Consider the following 15,000-nt stretch of genomic DNA (forward strand, 5'->3'; position numbering starts at 1 on the left):
CACCTTGATTAGACTAAATAGCGGTTTCATGGGACATAATAGTTAATTGATGTAATGTTATACTATAACAACTGGTAGTGCTGTTCACATCAAATTTGTGTAAATCATCAATTCACTTGTAATAATGTACAGCAAGTGTCGATCATTATTTTTTATGAGCCTCCCATACTCAAAGTCATCAAATTACTCAGTGTTGCGTTATCTCTATTTTGTATTCGATATGAAACTAAGCTCTAATAATTTTTGGAGTGCGACAAACAAAAGAGTGCCTGAAGTGATGATCACCAAATTGATAAGTGCGACATTATTATGTTTGTTGTTTTTCTGTAGCGTTATCAAAGCAGAGACGAACATACGTATTTTGAATAATACCCGTGAGGATCTTAGCCTATTTATATCCGGAGATGAGCAAGTTATCACCTCAACCGGCGTCAACCATATCAGGCCTTATAGCTATGCTGAGGTTGCTAACCTGAGTCGATATGGTGGTATAAAAGTAGGCAAAGACTACTACTTTTTTATATTTTTAGGCTACGAATATCTCACTCCAGTCGTTAGGCTAAAAGGAACAGCGTGGGGGTCTGATATGTCTTTTACCCTTGTCGATCCTGAAACCACACATATCGGTGACTTATACAGTGATCGAGCAATTCACGGGAACAATAAAGGGGGGTACCGATACTATTATAAGGCTGATTACACCGGTGGTTATGATGATATAATGTTTGTTATAAGTGAAGAGCCAACGGCTCCATTATCTGATGCGAATAGCATCAATATACTGACTTACAACGTATGGCTGCTCCCTTATATTGGAGAGTATATGAATGATAGAGATATACGAATTGCTGAAGCGGTCAAGAATCATGACGTGGTTTTTATGCAAGAGGTGTTCAGGCGAGAAAATGAACTACGTTTAAATGCGGACATGCAGCGCCATTTTCAGTATGTCAGTCATAAACTCGATGGTGGTGGCAGTAATACCTACGATGGCGGTGTTATTACTTATAGTAAATATCCCATTGTTGAACAGGCACAACATGTCTTTGATAACTGTCGGGGAACCGATTGTGCGGCAGATAAAGGTGTTCTCTATACCAAGATAATAAAAGATAGCCGCCCTTATCATCTGTTTAACCTGCATCTTGGCTCTTGGAATTCCCGCGAACATCGAAATATACGAATGCTGCAGGTCGGTGAAATACTCGCCTTTGTGGAACGGTTAGGTTTACCGGAGGACGAGCCTGTTATCTTCGGTGGTGATTTCAATATCGCCAAGCACAAGTTTCCGCTCGATTTCACTCAAATGCTAAGAGTACTGGATTTGCAAGAGCCTTCTTTAAAGGGAGCATTGACCTATAGTTACGATCCGCTTGTGAATCAAAACCTATCCGATAGTGATCAATCAGCCCAAGAACGATTGGACTATCTGTTGTATTCAAATAATGGCAGCGTGATGGCGAGTTCCAGCAAAATTGAAGTGTTACGCAGTTTTGACGATGACATGTGGGGTGTGTGGGATTTATCTGACCACCTTGCGGTAAGTGCACGTTTTGAAGTGCCCTGAAATGATAGGGCACTGTTCATATGGGCAATCATTATGTTTTTAGAAGAATTTCTTAATCGCTTTTTCAGCACATGCGACATCTAAGTGACCACCAGGAGCACCGCCCACACCAATCGCCCCAATCATTGCGTTGTTGAGTTGTACCGGAACACCACCCGCGAGAAATAACAGGTTGTCATCCATATTCTGTAAAGGTTGCATGATCGGCTTATCGGCGATGAGCTTCATCAAGTTACCTGAAGGCTGCTTCATGCTTGCCACTGTGAACGCTTTTTTGCGCGAGCTATCAAGGGTGTGAATACCTGCACCATCAGAACGCAGTTGAGCAATCACATTACCCGACAAATCAACAATAGTTGCAGAAACCTTGTAGCCATCTTCCTTGCATTGATTTACTGCTTCATGAGCAAGCTTGAATGCCGCTTCTGATGAGATTTGAGTGAAAGAGACCGTTTGTGTCTCTGCCGCCATTGCGTTGTTAGAAAGGCTAAGGAAACCAAGAGTTGCTACTAGTACAGTTAGTTTTGTCATTTTCATGTTTACTCCATTAAGACATTCTTTTTCAGGTATAGGGTTTCGATGAGTGCTGGTCTGATATTGACAAGCCACTCTTAATCAACAGATTCATACTAACGAACGCATGATTACGAGGTGCTTTCTTGAACATTACAAAGTTGCAATGTTGCTTATATTCGAGAAAGGATATTGATAGAGTGTGTTTAGAGCACGCTAACTGATAAATGAAAGTAAATGAAAATACTATTGATTGAGGACGACATTCATATCGCGAAGTTTTTGGTGAATGGTTTTCATCAAGAAGGGATAACGGTGACCCACTCAACGGATGGTGTTGATGGATTACACGAAGCCGTGACTGAAGGATACGACGTGATTATTCTCGATATCATGTTACCTAAGAAAGACGGATTTGCAGTGCTTGCCGAGCTGCGAGGGCAGGGCTACGCGACGCCCGTCATCATATTAAGTGCTAAACACTCAGTAGAAGAGCGTGTTCAAGGGCTGCAATCCGGTGCTGATGATTATTTGGTGAAGCCTTTTGCATTCCCTGAGCTGCTCGCTCGTTGCCAAACATTGGTGCGTAGAGGCAAGCAACCGACACCTCTGCCATTAGAACTGCATTATGGTCCGCTTAGCCTAGACCTTCTCAAGCACACGCTACAAAGAGGTCAACAAACGATCACCATTAATCAGCGTGAGTTTATGTTGATGAAGTTACTGCTGGAAAACCCCGAGTCCGTCATGTCTAAAACGGCGATTCTTGAGCATGTTTGGGGGCATCAGTTTGATCCGCAAACCAACGTGGTGGATGTGCTCGTGTGTCGACTACGCAGTAAAGTCGACAAGGGGTTTTCTAAGCCATTGATTCACACACTTCGAGGTGTTGGTTATGTCCTCAAGTCGTAGTATTGAACAGGCGCTTGCCAAAACGCAGAGACATTTATTGGTTCGCTTTATGTCGACCTTGCTACTCTGCTTGCTGCTGGTGGAATTGATTGTCGGAGCCATTTTCTTTTTCGATCTTTATCAAACGGAGAAGAAAATTCTAACGTCGATGTCGACTGAGTATCAACGTATTCTAACTTACGACTCTAGCGAACGTTTGATTCACGTTTTAGAGGCTAACCCTCATCGATTACTTGAAAACAACATTGCCGCTTATAAGGTTGAGAAGGGCGTTTCATCTGAGGGAACGTTCATTGCGGGAAATCAACACCTATCAACAACACAACCTTATTCCAGCTACCAAATTGATGACAACCGCTCGTGGCTAGAGAGCTTCATACTTAGCCCTTATATGTCTTTGGCAATTGAAGGGGAGCAATATGACTTCTGGTTGGTTTTGGACAACCGTTCGAGAGACTATATCGCTTACAATCAATGGCTAATGACCTTGTATGCCTTGCTTGCACTTGTGGCGGTTACTGCGGTGTTTACTCGTAGAATCATACACAGTGCGATGTCGCCCCTGATTACTTTTGGTGACCTGCTCGATAAGCTTAAAAAGGGGCAGTTAGAACTTCCCAGCACTAGTACTAGAACTCAGAAAGAAACCAAATCTCAGCCACAGCAAGGTCTCAACGTCATCAGTTCCAGTGTTCACACTGCAGTTGCAAAGCTCCAGCATGTCACGACAACATTGAATACCACTGTAGATGCGATTGCCCATGATATTCGAACTCCTTTGTCTCGTATTACTTTGGCGTCTCAAAGCGCATTACTGAGCAACGCCGATGAGCAAGTAATGAAAGATGCATTGGCAGATTGTTCTGAACACGCGATGCAGGCAAGTAACATGTTAACTGCTTTGATGAAGCTGAACGATGAACTGACCGGCAAGCGCACACCACAGAAGGTGTCGACACAGGTAGCGGATGTGGTTGGTAATGTTGTGAGTTGGTATGAAGATGTGGCAGAAGATAAACAAATCGAGCTAATGCTTGAAGGTGACCTTGAGGCTGTTGTTCAGTCAGACCCTGACAAGTTGACTCAGGTGTTGGTTAATCTTGTTGATAACGCGATTAAGTACACCGAGCCTGAAGGAAGAGTGACGGTCAAAGTTGAGCAAACTACAGAGGGCAAGGTGGCGATAAGCGTTCAAGATACCGGTGTTGGGATAGAGCAGAAATATCTGGATCTGATTTTTGAAAGGCTTTATCGAGTCGACAGTAGCCGAAGTAACGTTGAGGGGTATGGTATCGGGTTATCTTTGGCGCTTGCTATGGTCGAGAACCTCGAAGGCACGTTGAACGTGAAATCTGAGTTAGGAGTGGGGAGCACCTTCACGCTTACGCTTTGATAATCGGTATTGCAGGTTATCGTTTTATTGGCTATGAAGGACGGCGGCCTTTGTAAGTAACGAGTAGGTTACCGATCAGCATCACCACACCACCAATGATTAGCGCGAAGGTCAGTGGTTCGTCATAAAGCACAATTCCGACTATTGCGATAACAGGGAGCCTGAAAAAGTCGAGTATCATCACCAGAGTCACTTCTGCGTTCTTCATGGCTTTGGTCAAACAATAATGAGCGGAGAGTGCAGATAGGGCGACTAGCAACAACCAAGCTGATTCAAGTGTTGAAGGCGTTTTCCATACTTGCCAAGACAGAATCAAGCCGATAGGTAGTTGGATTAAACACATGTAAAACAGGATGGTCAGCGGAGCCTCTGTGCTGGCTAAAGATTTGGTCGACGTATGCGCAACCGCGTAACAAAACGCTGCACACAACACGACAATAGCTCCGGCATTCATGACATCTTGAGTCGGTTGAACAATGATGACAACGCCGAGTAACCCTAATGCGATGGCCATCATCTTCTTAAGTGTTAGGCTTTCACCCAGAAAGAGGCTCGCCAATAGAGCTGTCCAAAGTGGGACGGTGAATTCAAGCGCAAACACTTCCGAAAGGGGAAGTAATCCAATTCCAACAAACCAGCCAAACTGCCCTCCAAAGTGAAAGACATTACGCAGGCTATGTAAGCGGAGTCGCTGTGTTGAAAACAGTCCCTTTTGCTTGGCCGCGATGATCAGAAATGACACGACACATAATCCAATGACACTTCGTACTAACAACACTTGATAAGTACTGATGTTACCGCTGAGCTCTCTTGCTCCGATGGCCATCAAACTGAATGACATCAGAGTGCCTATCATCCAAAGAATCGTTGATGAGATAGTGATTTCCTTATCGTGCGTGTCAGGTGCCCATAATGAATGATTGTGCAGACTTTAACCGCTGCATTCAATTGAAACCTATTGTTTAATCGGATTTTGCATACTTGCTATTAAGATCGCTACAAACGGTAAATCTAATTTTTCACACGATAATTATTGGCATATGCTAATAACTGGGCGTATTCTGAGCTCCTGACCATCAATAACAGGAAGTTACCATGTTATACGCAGTACCTTGCCGCGACCTTCATGTCGGCAACCATTTTGCTCGTTCTCCTCAGATAGCTATTGTCGATGAGCGAAAACAAATCAAGCATCTTATCCCTTTGGTTGAGTCTGATAGCTCGTGCAATAAGAAGAAACGATGGATGTCTGTTGTTAAATCTTACGATGTGCAGGCTGTGGTGGTTCGACACATTGGGAGGAAGATGTTGGCGCACTTGTTTAACAACGATATTCGTGTTTTTTCGTCTAAAGGAAAGGCGGAAGTGGCGACTTTGGACTTCAGCAGTCTGCAAGAAGTGACTGATATTGATTATGGTCGAGAGTCACGAAATAGCGGGTGCAGCAAGAATACGTGCGGCGAGAAAGGGCACAAGAAAGAAACGTCGATTCTCACGGCCCAGTTGAACCGGTTCAGTGTTATTCGAGGTGTCCGAAAATGACATTTTTACTCACACTGGTGGCCTTTGTTGGAGTGGTTGTGTTAATGGCAATTGGCGTGATTTTTTCACGTAAGCCAATCAAAGGCAGTTGTGGAGGACTCGCGCAGTTAGACATTGAGCGCGAGTGCAATTGCAAGGATGTGTGCGAAGGGCAAAGCCGAAAGCTGTATCAGATTACTGAGCCATCACATTAATGTTCTTTGAGAGCCTGTCGACAAGCAAAGTTAAAGCTTCGGACTATGAGCCTTGAATCACTAATGCATGGCCGTTGACGATGCACTTTGCGACTTTGGTTCGTGCTCGTTTAATGATGTTGCCGAACGTTTGGCGAGACACCTGCATCTGCTCTGCGGCTTCAAGTTGGCTTAGACCTTCTTGATCCGCTAAGCGCAAGGCTTCCAACTCTTCTAATAGCAGCTCTTCTTTCTGAAGCTCGTCCATAGGAACACCATTAGGTTTGAAACAAGAGTAAGCCGCACGGGTACATAACTGGCGATGTTTTTTTGGTCGAGCCATATCAATCTCTAAGAATCTAAGGGTAAAAAGGAATAAGGGAAAGTATGAAGGTTTTCATTCCTCACAATCATCGCCGTTGCCAAGTGTGCAGCCAAGGTTTTTTCGCAGACAGCCCCATTTGTTTTGAAGCCGTTGGTGCGCATGAAGCTTTAACCAAGAAGGAAGTTCTAGTTAAATATGAAGCTAAACCCAAGTATGAAACTTTAATAAAATATGAAGCTTTTGCCAAGATTGTACCAACAGATAAAGTTGAGGGCTACGATGGCATCATGCAGGGCGGTATTGTCACCACATTACACGATAGCGCGATGCTGCATTGCTTGTTCCAAAACAGCATCAATGCGATGACAGTGAGTTTAACGTCTCGCTTTCATCATCCAATCTTCATTGGTCAAGAGTTAGAAGTTCGCGCACATTGGGTCAAAAGCAGACGCAACATTCACTTCTTAGAAAGTAAAATCACTCAGAATGGGAAGCTGTGTTCATCGGCACAAAGTCAGTTTATGTCTTAGGTTTACAGCCCAATGTTTTGCAGAATAATTAGGGTTCTCTATAGTTAAAGTAACAACTATTAAAGCTAGGGCAGCATTGAATTCATCATAAACTTTTTTCACTTATGAGGACGCTAGGGTGTGTTCGTTAGGCGAGCCTTTGCACTCGATTCAATTCATCGCTGCCTTTTCTGGAGGGCTGCTGATGCAAAAATTCTTCAAATCGACACTTCGATACTGTGCTCTTTCAATCGTTTTACTTTTTCCATTCTTCAGCACTTCTGCTTCATCTGCTCCGCTTAAAGTTGGCGTTTACTCTTGTCCTCCTTTTGTTATTGGCTCGATGGATAATGAGTGGGATGGCCTCAGTATTGAGCTGTGGGAGAAGATCGCCAAGGATATGGATGTTGCGTTTACGATAGAAAATCACCCCCTCGATGACTTACTCAGCTCGATAGAGACGGGGCAAATCGATATTGGTGTCTCTTGCATCTCAATCACGCCAGAACGTGAACTGTTCGCTGATTTCTCGCACTCATTCTATGAAACCCATCTTGCTATCGCAGTGAAGAAGAAAGGCTACCTGGAGACGTTACACTCGATATTCTTGAACCCTGCGTTATGGCTGATCATCGGTGTGGTGGTATTTATCGCAGGTGTCATTGGCGTATTTTTCTATATGCTCGAGCACGGTGAAAACCAGAAGCTCTATTCGATGAAAAGCCGAACTGGACGCTGGCTAGAGAGTTTTATTCTCGGTTTGCTTTTTATTACTCGCGGTCCATTCAATTACTTTGAATTTAAGAGTTTAACGGGGCGGATCGCGACGGTGTTTATTGGCGTATTCAGCATGCTTTTTATTGCCAGTATTACCGCTGTGTTAGCGAGTAAACTTACACTTAGCCAAGGATCTTCTCAGATCAAAGGTATTAATGATCTAGCGAATGTCGCAGTAGGTGCCAAGGTCGCGACGACATCCTCTCTGTTATTGACGAGCTTCGGTATCAGACACGAGAACTATATCGATATGCCAAGGCTATTGGCTGCTTTAGAGGAAGGAGAGGTAGACGCCATTGTAGCTGATGATGTGGTGCTCAAATATATGATAGGTAACGGTAGAATGAGCGGCCAATTTGAAGATTTAGAGGTGTTACCGTATCAGCTAGAGAAACAGAACTACGGTTTTATCATTACAGAAAACAACCCTTACGAAGAAGAGATTAACCGCGCTCTGTTGCAAATTCGAGAGTCTCGCAAGTGGCGTAAAATCCTAGTCGAGTATTTTGCGGACAATTAACCGAGACAGCGATATATAGCGTGAGGTATTAGCTATCAGTCTGCTCTGATTCTAACGCTGAAACTTTACGCTTTTTGAAATATTTAACACCTATCCAAACGACATAAGCGGCAACAAAAACAATTAACGCAGAGCGGAGTAGGATAGGCGCGTCATGCTCTAATTGCTTAACATGGGGTGCGATACTGGCGAACAATCGGCTGGTAAAAAGCATCCCCATTACAAACATAACAACTTTATTCATCTGACTCGCCACTCAATTAGACACGTTACACAGAGCACATTCTCTTTCAGTTTGGTTATGAAAACCGAGAAAACGACTCTGCTCGAAATGAAAGCATGCGCTTCTCAAACGACATCGTCAACGCGATATCAGCCTATAGCCTGTAAGCTAAAATTCCGTTTTTGGAGGTGCTCTACTTTAATGTTATCCGTTACTAGGCTTAATTTATTGACGAACCTGGAGAATCAAACGAGACTTTGAGTCAGATTCGATCTTCTCTTCTAATGCGGCTCTATTCTTTTTATCCAAAAAAGCGTCCCATTCATCAAGTAATAGCGTCTCTTGCGTGTTGTTGAGTAACCAATCTAGGCATTTCTTGGTGTACTCTCCGTCGGAAATATCTTCTTTATTTAGCTCCGACTCCCAAGGCCAGCATACGCGGTACGAGGGGTTGAAATACAGAGCGCCGGAACTTCGTTGATAGTCTTTAAGGTAAGTGGTTTTTCCAGAACCGTTCGAACCAATAACAGAGAGATAGCCGTTACGATAGCTCTGAAGTTCATTTGCGCTGACTGGTTTATTGGTTTGATTATCTTTGAGCTCAATAGTAAGCGTATCTATTTTAAATGGTGCTTTGGTGTCATTAAATTTGGTGAGTAGCCTAAGCTGCCCTTTTATATTAGGTAGCAGGATAATTATCGATACTAATTCGTTTGCCGAAGCAAGCAGATGGTAGATACGAGTCAGGTTTACCACAATCCCCAGTTTAATCGCTGCATCTATTTGAGGTGAAAACAGCAAAAACACGACCAAAGAAGTGGTGGGTAAGAGCGAAAATAAAGAAGTGATTAGCATCGCAGCGTATTTACTGCGAGCCTCTTTCATTCGAGATGAAAGATACGCCTCGGTACTCAGTCGTGTATCACTCTGAAAACTGTCACGATTAATAGACGAGCCGTGATGATAGTTTTCATGGATGGCCGATAATTTCTTGGTAAGGATTGAGCCTTGAGTATTTCGAGTCTCCGATAGCCCCTCCATTCTTTTGGATATGTAGATCTTGTAGGCAGCAATAAAGAATGCGCTGACCAGGATTGAGAGAGCAAATCGATAGTCTAAAACCACACTAATCACTAACAAGCTCAAGCTGAAGTTTAGTAGTGCAGAGATAGAATGAAATGAATAACCAATAACGCTAATGATGGTCTCTTTACCTTGAGAGACCAGAATACCTTTGATGTTATCGGTGTCAGTTTTGTTGGTGCACGAACCGTAGATCGTTGTGGCAGCAGACCAAAAGTCACTTAGTGCAGAGCACAACCAAGCCTCCCGAGACATGTCACTGAAATATGACACAAAGTAAGGCAGCACCATACACGTCAAGTAAACAGCGGCCCACAGTTTGAAATCAACACTGTCGAAGCCAACATTATTGACTTCGTAGATAATTTGAACGGATGCGTAAACAGAGATTGCGATAGATAGCTGGTGTATACCCGCAAAGGAGATTGCCAACCAAGAGTGCTTATTGAACAGGCTTAGCGCAATAGATCTTACTGATTCAAACTTCATACAGGGAATATCCGTTTAGTGCTGTAATTTCGAAAGGCGTGTGCTTTGTTCTTTCTGTATTTAAGGAAATTAGCGTGTAACGACTCGATCTCCTCCTTAAGCGCTATATGGTCTTCCGCACTAATATTATCGAGCCTTGTCTGGTGTGTAGGTAAGCACGCCCACTTTAAAAAGTCCGATAGCGTAGGCGTAACAATACTGTAAGTCACATGGAACGATTTACGTGATTCCGAAACAGGGTTATGAGCAACTCCTTTAGGAACAAAGAGGAGATCACCTTCGCTGAGTACGATATCGTCTTGGTTCTCGCCAAATTGCCAGCGCTTCTGACCAGCCAGTTGTTTGACCAACACATGGTGGTCGTCTTTATGGTATCCAAATCCGCTGATTGAACCGTAAGAAACATACAAATTAGCTGATGATTCACAATGAAGAAGCTCGCTAAGTTGCCGAGTAGTCGATGAAAAGTAGCCTTTGAACTCATCAATAGAGTCCATAGCAAACGTACCTCCAACAAGAAACTGGTCGTGTAGCTTATCGTTTCTTATATAGAGATTGGTTTTCCCATGTTTATTCATGCCTTTGGTGGAGACTAATTCTGTTTGTTCGGTCCCATTGCGGAAAAACCTAGCTCTGTCACTCGTCATTCTTGCACCGGACAACAATGTCTCTATATGGTCGGTGATGGGGGCGCTGTCCCCGTCTAGTGCGCGCATCAGCTGGGTCTTGTTAGAAAGCCGGTTGTTAACCAATAGGGCACCGATGAAGGCTTGCTCCTTCTCAGAAAAACTCATATTTTCTCCAATTTTGCGTTGCACACTTCTAATATCTCTTTCCCTCTTGGTTTCAATAAGTGGGATTCTAAACAAGATTGGATTGACGTTAGTGTTTGCGCTAATAATTGTTCTGTTGGCGGGTGAGCACAAAATTCTTCTGGTACGATCGATAACTCGTGTCGAAATAAGAGTAACTCGGTTCCTACAACTGCACTGTGATATGACTTATCGAGAGGGCGAGATTTATTTAAGACTGCAGAACGAGTCCAGTTCTCTTCCTTATACATATTTTCATACGAATAAAGGCCTCTAATCAGTTCTTCAATAAATAAGAGGTTATGTGTTAATTCATGAACGAGGAACTCGACTCGGTTATTTATACACCAATGTGTTTTAGGGTTTACCCAAATAACACCTGGCATACCAGAGGTGCTTCCGCCACTTGCTTGATCTGAGCGCATGAAAAATATGACATTAATAGCCAACTCGAAAACTTCATGGAGGTCAGGTGATAACTCTTTTAGATAGTCTAGAGAGAGTAAATAGTCGGCCATCTCTTCTGAAGTTACATTACATGTTGAGTTAGATATAATGTCCGACTGGGATAAGTCGTCGAGTTTTGACAAGTTATAACCTGTAGACAACTCACTACATAGGTTTGGCTCGTTTACCTTAAGTATCTGATTGTTTTCTGAGATGTTATCCAGACCTATCGGAATGAATTGAGATATTGTTTGTATATACGAATCTTTAAGGCGTTGCTTAGCATTCTCTTGAGTTAAACCATTGATGTCGTTTTTTCTTGAATAGAGATCTAGAAAATTCTTTTTAACCGTGTTTGAACCAAGTGAAAAATACATATTATCCTCCTGTAACCTGCTAGCTAATATAAAGCTAGCAGGTTAGTTTTAGTTACTCTTGGTCTTCAAAAGCGATCATGTTTCGACGATCATTACCGTTGTTTGGTCCATCCCAATTTAATTCACATAGGTTTAGTTCTTCGCTTTCTGGACCATTAAAATCAGCCATGACGTTTTCAAAATTAATCATTTTACAATCTCCGTTATTGGTTTTAATTAATGAGCCTATTTTTGGCTCGGCGCTATTAATTGTATAAATAAGATCTTCTTGCAATATGAATTATCCGTAGATTTCTATATATGCAACGCAATGCTCAAAAGTTATGGTTTTGTTAATATAATGTTATCAATACAATCTCACTAGGAGGTCAAAAAGTCACCGCTTTGAACTTGCTTCTTATCCTGTTTTTCTCTCTAGATTTAAGGTAGGGCTTTAGAATTGTGCTAATTAGTGAGGAGGGAGATTATGGGGACGTGTTAAAAAGCCCCGTGAATACGAGGCTTTCTTTGTGTCACAAGTCACTTATTTGCGGATGTTAAGAAGGTGTGGCGAGTTTACACTCTCTCAACTTGCTTTCGCTAAATCTACGTTTAACGTAATAGGAGCCTGTAGGTGAGGGTTAATAGCGGCTCTGAGATCCTCTTCATATTGGTCCAGCCAAGCGTAACGTTGGCGGTATAGCTTTCGTTTTTGGCGTTTAAGCGGCTCAAGATCCTTTCTTGTTGCGCGTAAAGGCAACACGTAAAAGCACTTGTTATGTTGTGCTCCGTTATGCTCTTCCCAAAGCTCATCATATTTTAGGTTGATGTCTTTGCTTTTCTTTCCATAGCGGAATGAGTTTGACACATGGCTCGCTTCGTTGACTGCGTAAATGTGGGTTATACCCAGGTCGGAGGCCATTAGTCTCAGTGTTTCAACGATAAATGACTTAGGTCTTAAGCCGTGCAACGCTTTGGTAAACGCTCGGCTGAACCCGTTATCATTGGCACCCCCTTGAACACCACCGATGTAGATATCATTGTTGAAGACAGAGAATGATAGGGTGTACATCTTATTCAATTGAGAATCAGTCAGCGACAGCGTGAGCTCGCCTTCTTTTCTTGAATTGCGCTCAAAACTGAGATTCAGTAAGTAAGTTTGTTCACCAATTTCTAGCTCTAAAAGGTTGATTCTTTCGTTGTAAATATTGTGTCGAGCTGGAGTCTTGAACGTATTTTCAAACCAGTCGTAATGCTTTGATAAAATTTCAATTTTCTGCTTTTTGCTAAAGCCATTACATAGGTAGGGTGTGACAAACTTAGATAGGAAATTCGGTTGCTTTTTAAATAAGAGTTTTCTCTCATCAGAGTTGAAATTCTCATTCATTCTTTTCGTATCTGAGTAATAAAACAATGCTCGAATTGTAAACTTAGCTATCGCTTTGTACTTGCCCTTGTTTTTATGGACATTAGCGTCAATTCCCATACGAACTACATTCATAATCACCTCAAAAGAAGAAGCATCCCCCGAACACATCCGCGTCGGGTTTTACGTTCTTTACACTCTTAAACATCAAGGCTGCGATGATAATGAAAAGTGAAATTTAGGTATGTATGGTTATGTATGACAATGTAATAGGAACAATTACTTAGTGTGTGGAATTTGCGCAGAGTAAAACGGCTAGATCTCAGATATTTTGATGGTTAATAAAAATGCCACTGCAAAGGTGCAGTGGCATTGTTTATCTATCGCTTGTTATCAACGCAGGGCTAAATTAAAGCTCTAACAGTTTGGCCAGTTCACGCTCTTCTAGAAGCTCTTCAATACGTTGTCGAGTTTTAGGTGCTTGGTTTTCTGTTGATTTACCTGCTTTTTTAACGCGACTGCTTTTGGCTTTTTCCTTTGGCGTAGTCATCGTCATTTTCCTTATAGTTCTGCGTTTTAGGGCGCTAGCTTAAAGGTTGCACGCCTCTTTTAGCGCTTTACCTGCTTTGAATGCTGGTGTTTTAGATGCAGCGATTTGAATTTCTTCGCCTGTACGTGGGTTACGACCCGTGCGAGCGGCACGAGTGTTTACTTTGAAGCTACCAAATCCAAGGATCGCTACTTCATCACCGTTAGCAAGCGTTGTTGAAATACCTTCTACAAGTGCATTTAGCGCGTTACCCGCTTGTTCTTTTGAAATGTCTGCAGATGTAGCGATGTGTTCAACTAATTGAGATTTGTTCATATTCTTGATTCCTTAGTGAGTAAGGCTGGTGTCTACCTTTGGCACCTAGCTTGAGTGATCTTATCAACACCAAGTACGATATTGTCAGTGATTGGGTAGGGCTTTGTTAAGTAACCAACAAGATCGTTTAGAAAACCATCAATTGACAGTCTAATACAAGTTGTTGATTTTTAGCGTTTTAAATACGAATAGTAAAAGAGCTATCAGGAATTTTAGAGTTTGAGGGAGTAGGTGAGTCATCATCGTGCCAATTATCTGCAACCTGAGTTATTCGTTTTACTTGATGATAGATAAAGCAAAGCCCAGCGAATTGCTGGGCTTAAGGTATTCAGGTTGAGCTGCTCTGAGTGAGCTTATTTATTGGTGACGAAAATTTGCTCTGTCTCTAGTGAGGTCATGTCACGAACTTGGCGCCAGATGTAGTAAAAAATACCTAACATCATTAGTAAGCTTGGAATCGCAATCGCAGGGTAGCTATATAGAGTCAATTTACCGAGTTCTTCATTGAACGCTGCAGTACCAGCAGGGCTAGTAACAATCCAAGTCGCCAGGAAATAGTTCATCGCAGAAGAGAATGCGAACGTGCTAGCGAACATGTAGTTAGACGTCATTAGGCAACGATCAAACTTAGCTTGGTTTCCGAATTGCTTTAAACGCTCTTCAATTAGAGCAATGTTCAGCAATGCAGGTGTGAAAATCACTTTTTGGATGAATGGGTAGCGAGTAAAGGTAGAGCCAAGTACCGCTAGGCCAATTAAGCCAGGGATTAAGGCTTCTTTTAGAGCTAACCAACGCGTGTCTAGTTCGAAGAAACCAATACCACCAGTTAGTAACACGCTGACAAAGCCAAGTGCAGCGATGAAGTTAAATTTCTTGTTGCGGATTAACTCCATGCCACCGTAAGCAATAGGGAAGGCGAGTGCGACAAGCAGTGCTAAGCCAGTTCCGAGGTGCTCTTCTCCGCTGAACTTCATTAGGATAAATGATGGAAGAAGGACGTTAAATACGACTTCAAAAAGAGGACTCGATTTTTGGTTTTCAGTGTTACTCATAATATCTAAATACATTGTGTTATGGATTTATTCTCAGGGATTGTTGTTTACCTCGACTGAGATGTAAAGCCTAAAG

Annotated in this window: 19 protein-coding genes; 7 read left to right on the forward strand and 12 right to left on the reverse strand. The window is 42.5% G+C overall.

Annotated elements, in window-relative coordinates:
- The first annotated feature begins 220 nt into the window (after window positions 1–220).
- Entirely contained in the window at window positions 221–1,567 is a 1,347-nt protein-coding gene (locus F0251_RS06200) for a sphingomyelin phosphodiesterase (protein WP_253821620.1), read from the forward strand.
- A 39-nt stretch (window positions 1,568–1,606) separates the two neighbouring features.
- Here the strand turns inward: F0251_RS06200 and F0251_RS06205 are convergent, their stop codons facing one another.
- Window positions 1,607–2,104 carry a heme-binding protein gene (locus tag F0251_RS06205; RefSeq protein ID WP_171730585.1) on the reverse strand — a complete coding sequence of 166 codons (498 nt, stop codon included), beginning with the start codon at window positions 2,102–2,104 and terminating at the stop codon, window positions 1,607–1,609.
- Window positions 2,105–2,317: 213 nt separating this feature from the next.
- On the opposite strand from F0251_RS06205, the gene F0251_RS06210 reads away from it, so the two are divergent.
- Both F0251_RS06210 and F0251_RS06215 read left to right on the forward strand, forming a co-directional pair.
- Window positions 2,318–2,992 (forward strand): response regulator transcription factor, encoded by a 675-nt coding sequence (locus F0251_RS06210; RefSeq protein ID WP_171730586.1) that lies wholly within the window; start codon window positions 2,318–2,320, stop codon window positions 2,990–2,992.
- A complete protein-coding gene (locus F0251_RS06215; RefSeq protein WP_171730587.1) occupies window positions 2,976–4,385 on the forward strand; it encodes a HAMP domain-containing sensor histidine kinase in 1,410 nt (469 codons plus the stop codon). Before F0251_RS06210 ends, F0251_RS06215 begins: the two co-directional genes overlap by 17 nt.
- Window positions 4,386–4,416: 31 nt before the next feature.
- Here F0251_RS06215 and F0251_RS06220 read toward each other — a convergent pair whose 3' ends face one another.
- Window positions 4,417–5,241, reverse strand: coding sequence for a DMT family transporter (locus F0251_RS06220; RefSeq protein ID WP_061031545.1), 825 nt, complete (start codon window positions 5,239–5,241; stop codon window positions 4,417–4,419).
- Window positions 5,242–5,480: 239 nt separating this feature from the next.
- On the opposite strand from F0251_RS06220, the gene F0251_RS06225 reads away from it, so the two are divergent.
- Window positions 5,481–5,927 carry a NifB/NifX family molybdenum-iron cluster-binding protein gene (locus F0251_RS06225; protein WP_116870408.1) on the forward strand — a complete coding sequence of 149 codons (447 nt, stop codon included), beginning with the start codon at window positions 5,481–5,483 and terminating at the stop codon, window positions 5,925–5,927.
- A complete protein-coding gene (gene nqrM, locus F0251_RS06230) occupies window positions 5,924–6,121 on the forward strand; it encodes a (Na+)-NQR maturation NqrM (protein ID WP_061031543.1) in 198 nt (65 codons plus the stop codon). Before F0251_RS06225 ends, nqrM begins: the two co-directional genes overlap by 4 nt.
- 43 nt (window positions 6,122–6,164) lie before the next feature.
- On the opposite strand, the gene F0251_RS06235 is transcribed toward nqrM, so the two are convergent.
- The gene (locus F0251_RS06235) at window positions 6,165–6,443 is read right to left on the reverse strand and encodes a DUF134 domain-containing protein (protein WP_055318616.1); all 279 of its coding nucleotides are present in this window, start codon (window positions 6,441–6,443) and stop codon (window positions 6,165–6,167) included.
- A 44-nt stretch (window positions 6,444–6,487) separates the two neighbouring features.
- Here F0251_RS06235 and F0251_RS06240 point away from each other — a divergent pair, with 44 nt between their 5' ends.
- Complete coding sequence (locus F0251_RS06240) at window positions 6,488–6,955, forward strand: PaaI family thioesterase (RefSeq protein WP_171730588.1); 468 nt, start codon at window positions 6,488–6,490, stop codon at window positions 6,953–6,955.
- 184 nt (window positions 6,956–7,139) lie between these two features.
- Entirely contained in the window at window positions 7,140–8,231 is a 1,092-nt protein-coding gene (locus F0251_RS06245; protein WP_171730589.1) for a transporter substrate-binding domain-containing protein, read from the forward strand.
- Window positions 8,232–8,259: 28 nt separating this feature from the next.
- On the opposite strand, the gene F0251_RS06250 is transcribed toward F0251_RS06245, so the two are convergent.
- The 9 genes from F0251_RS06250 to F0251_RS06290 form a co-directional block, all read right to left on the reverse strand.
- The gene (locus tag F0251_RS06250) at window positions 8,260–8,475 is read right to left on the reverse strand and encodes a hypothetical protein (protein WP_061031899.1); all 216 of its coding nucleotides are present in this window, start codon (window positions 8,473–8,475) and stop codon (window positions 8,260–8,262) included.
- Window positions 8,476–8,679: 204 nt separating this feature from the next.
- Window positions 8,680–10,026, reverse strand: coding sequence for a hypothetical protein (locus F0251_RS06255; RefSeq protein ID WP_171730590.1), 1,347 nt, complete (start codon window positions 10,024–10,026; stop codon window positions 8,680–8,682).
- Window positions 10,023–10,820 (reverse strand): cupin domain-containing protein, encoded by a 798-nt coding sequence (locus F0251_RS06260; protein ID WP_061031540.1) that lies wholly within the window; start codon window positions 10,818–10,820, stop codon window positions 10,023–10,025. The genes F0251_RS06255 and F0251_RS06260 overlap by 4 nt, the downstream gene beginning before the upstream one ends.
- The gene (locus F0251_RS06265; protein WP_061031539.1) at window positions 10,817–11,662 is read right to left on the reverse strand and encodes an HEXXH motif-containing putative peptide modification protein; all 846 of its coding nucleotides are present in this window, start codon (window positions 11,660–11,662) and stop codon (window positions 10,817–10,819) included. Before F0251_RS06265 ends, F0251_RS06260 begins: the two co-directional genes overlap by 4 nt.
- A 52-nt stretch (window positions 11,663–11,714) precedes the next feature.
- Window positions 11,715–11,852 (reverse strand): hypothetical protein, encoded by a 138-nt coding sequence (locus F0251_RS06270; protein WP_155647292.1) that lies wholly within the window; start codon window positions 11,850–11,852, stop codon window positions 11,715–11,717.
- Window positions 11,853–12,227: 375 nt separating this feature from the next.
- On the reverse strand, window positions 12,228–13,142 hold the full coding sequence (locus F0251_RS06275) for a VirK/YbjX family protein (protein ID WP_061031898.1): 915 nt from the start codon (window positions 13,140–13,142) through the stop codon (window positions 12,228–12,230).
- Window positions 13,143–13,416: 274 nt separating this feature from the next.
- Window positions 13,417–13,557 carry a hypothetical protein gene (locus F0251_RS06280; RefSeq protein WP_162884293.1) on the reverse strand — a complete coding sequence of 47 codons (141 nt, stop codon included), beginning with the start codon at window positions 13,555–13,557 and terminating at the stop codon, window positions 13,417–13,419.
- A 39-nt stretch (window positions 13,558–13,596) separates the two neighbouring features.
- Window positions 13,597–13,872 (reverse strand): HU family DNA-binding protein, encoded by a 276-nt coding sequence (locus F0251_RS06285; RefSeq protein WP_004741779.1) that lies wholly within the window; start codon window positions 13,870–13,872, stop codon window positions 13,597–13,599.
- 353 nt (window positions 13,873–14,225) lie between these two features.
- Window positions 14,226–14,924 carry a VC0807 family protein gene (locus F0251_RS06290; protein WP_116870413.1) on the reverse strand — a complete coding sequence of 233 codons (699 nt, stop codon included), beginning with the start codon at window positions 14,922–14,924 and terminating at the stop codon, window positions 14,226–14,228.
- Window positions 14,925–15,000: the final 76 nt, after the last annotated feature.

Source organism: Vibrio sp. 070316B (assembly GCF_013114115.1).
GTDB classification, from domain to species: domain Bacteria; phylum Pseudomonadota; class Gammaproteobacteria; order Enterobacterales; family Vibrionaceae; genus Vibrio; species Vibrio chagasii_B.

Bases quoted from the DNA above. Each gene is read 5' to 3' on its own strand.
- F0251_RS06225 (WP_116870408.1), top strand. From the start codon at position 5,481: ATGTTATACGCAGTACCTTGCCGCGACCTTCATGTCGGCAACCATTTT.
- F0251_RS06245 (WP_171730589.1), top strand. From the start codon at position 7,140: ATGCAAAAATTCTTCAAATCGACACTTCGATACTGTGCTCTTTCAATC.
- F0251_RS06210 (WP_171730586.1), top strand. From the start codon at position 2,318: ATGAAAATACTATTGATTGAGGACGACATTCATATCGCGAAGTTTTTG.
- F0251_RS06205 (WP_171730585.1), bottom strand. From the start codon at position 2,104: ATGAAAATGACAAAACTAACTGTACTAGTAGCAACTCTTGGTTTCCTT.
- F0251_RS06285 (WP_004741779.1), bottom strand. From the start codon at position 13,872: ATGAACAAATCTCAATTAGTTGAACACATCGCTACATCTGCAGACATT.
- F0251_RS06255 (WP_171730590.1), bottom strand. From the start codon at position 10,026: ATGAAGTTTGAATCAGTAAGATCTATTGCGCTAAGCCTGTTCAATAAG.
- F0251_RS06200 (WP_253821620.1), top strand. From the start codon at position 221: ATGAAACTAAGCTCTAATAATTTTTGGAGTGCGACAAACAAAAGAGTG.
- F0251_RS06280 (WP_162884293.1), bottom strand. From the start codon at position 13,557: ATGACTACGCCAAAGGAAAAAGCCAAAAGCAGTCGCGTTAAAAAAGCA.
- F0251_RS06290 (WP_116870413.1), bottom strand. From the start codon at position 14,924: ATGAGTAACACTGAAAACCAAAAATCGAGTCCTCTTTTTGAAGTCGTA.
- F0251_RS06250 (WP_061031899.1), bottom strand. From the start codon at position 8,475: ATGAATAAAGTTGTTATGTTTGTAATGGGGATGCTTTTTACCAGCCGA.
- nqrM (WP_061031543.1), top strand. From the start codon at position 5,924: ATGACATTTTTACTCACACTGGTGGCCTTTGTTGGAGTGGTTGTGTTA.
- F0251_RS06220 (WP_061031545.1), bottom strand. From the start codon at position 5,241: ATGATAGGCACTCTGATGTCATTCAGTTTGATGGCCATCGGAGCAAGA.
- F0251_RS06265 (WP_061031539.1), bottom strand. From the start codon at position 11,662: ATGTATTTTTCACTTGGTTCAAACACGGTTAAAAAGAATTTTCTAGAT.
- F0251_RS06275 (WP_061031898.1), bottom strand. From the start codon at position 13,142: ATGAATGTAGTTCGTATGGGAATTGACGCTAATGTCCATAAAAACAAG.
- F0251_RS06260 (WP_061031540.1), bottom strand. From the start codon at position 10,820: ATGAGTTTTTCTGAGAAGGAGCAAGCCTTCATCGGTGCCCTATTGGTT.
- F0251_RS06240 (WP_171730588.1), top strand. From the start codon at position 6,488: ATGAAGGTTTTCATTCCTCACAATCATCGCCGTTGCCAAGTGTGCAGC.
- F0251_RS06270 (WP_155647292.1), bottom strand. From the start codon at position 11,852: ATGATTAATTTTGAAAACGTCATGGCTGATTTTAATGGTCCAGAAAGC.
- F0251_RS06235 (WP_055318616.1), bottom strand. From the start codon at position 6,443: ATGGCTCGACCAAAAAAACATCGCCAGTTATGTACCCGTGCGGCTTAC.
- F0251_RS06215 (WP_171730587.1), top strand. From the start codon at position 2,976: ATGTCCTCAAGTCGTAGTATTGAACAGGCGCTTGCCAAAACGCAGAGA.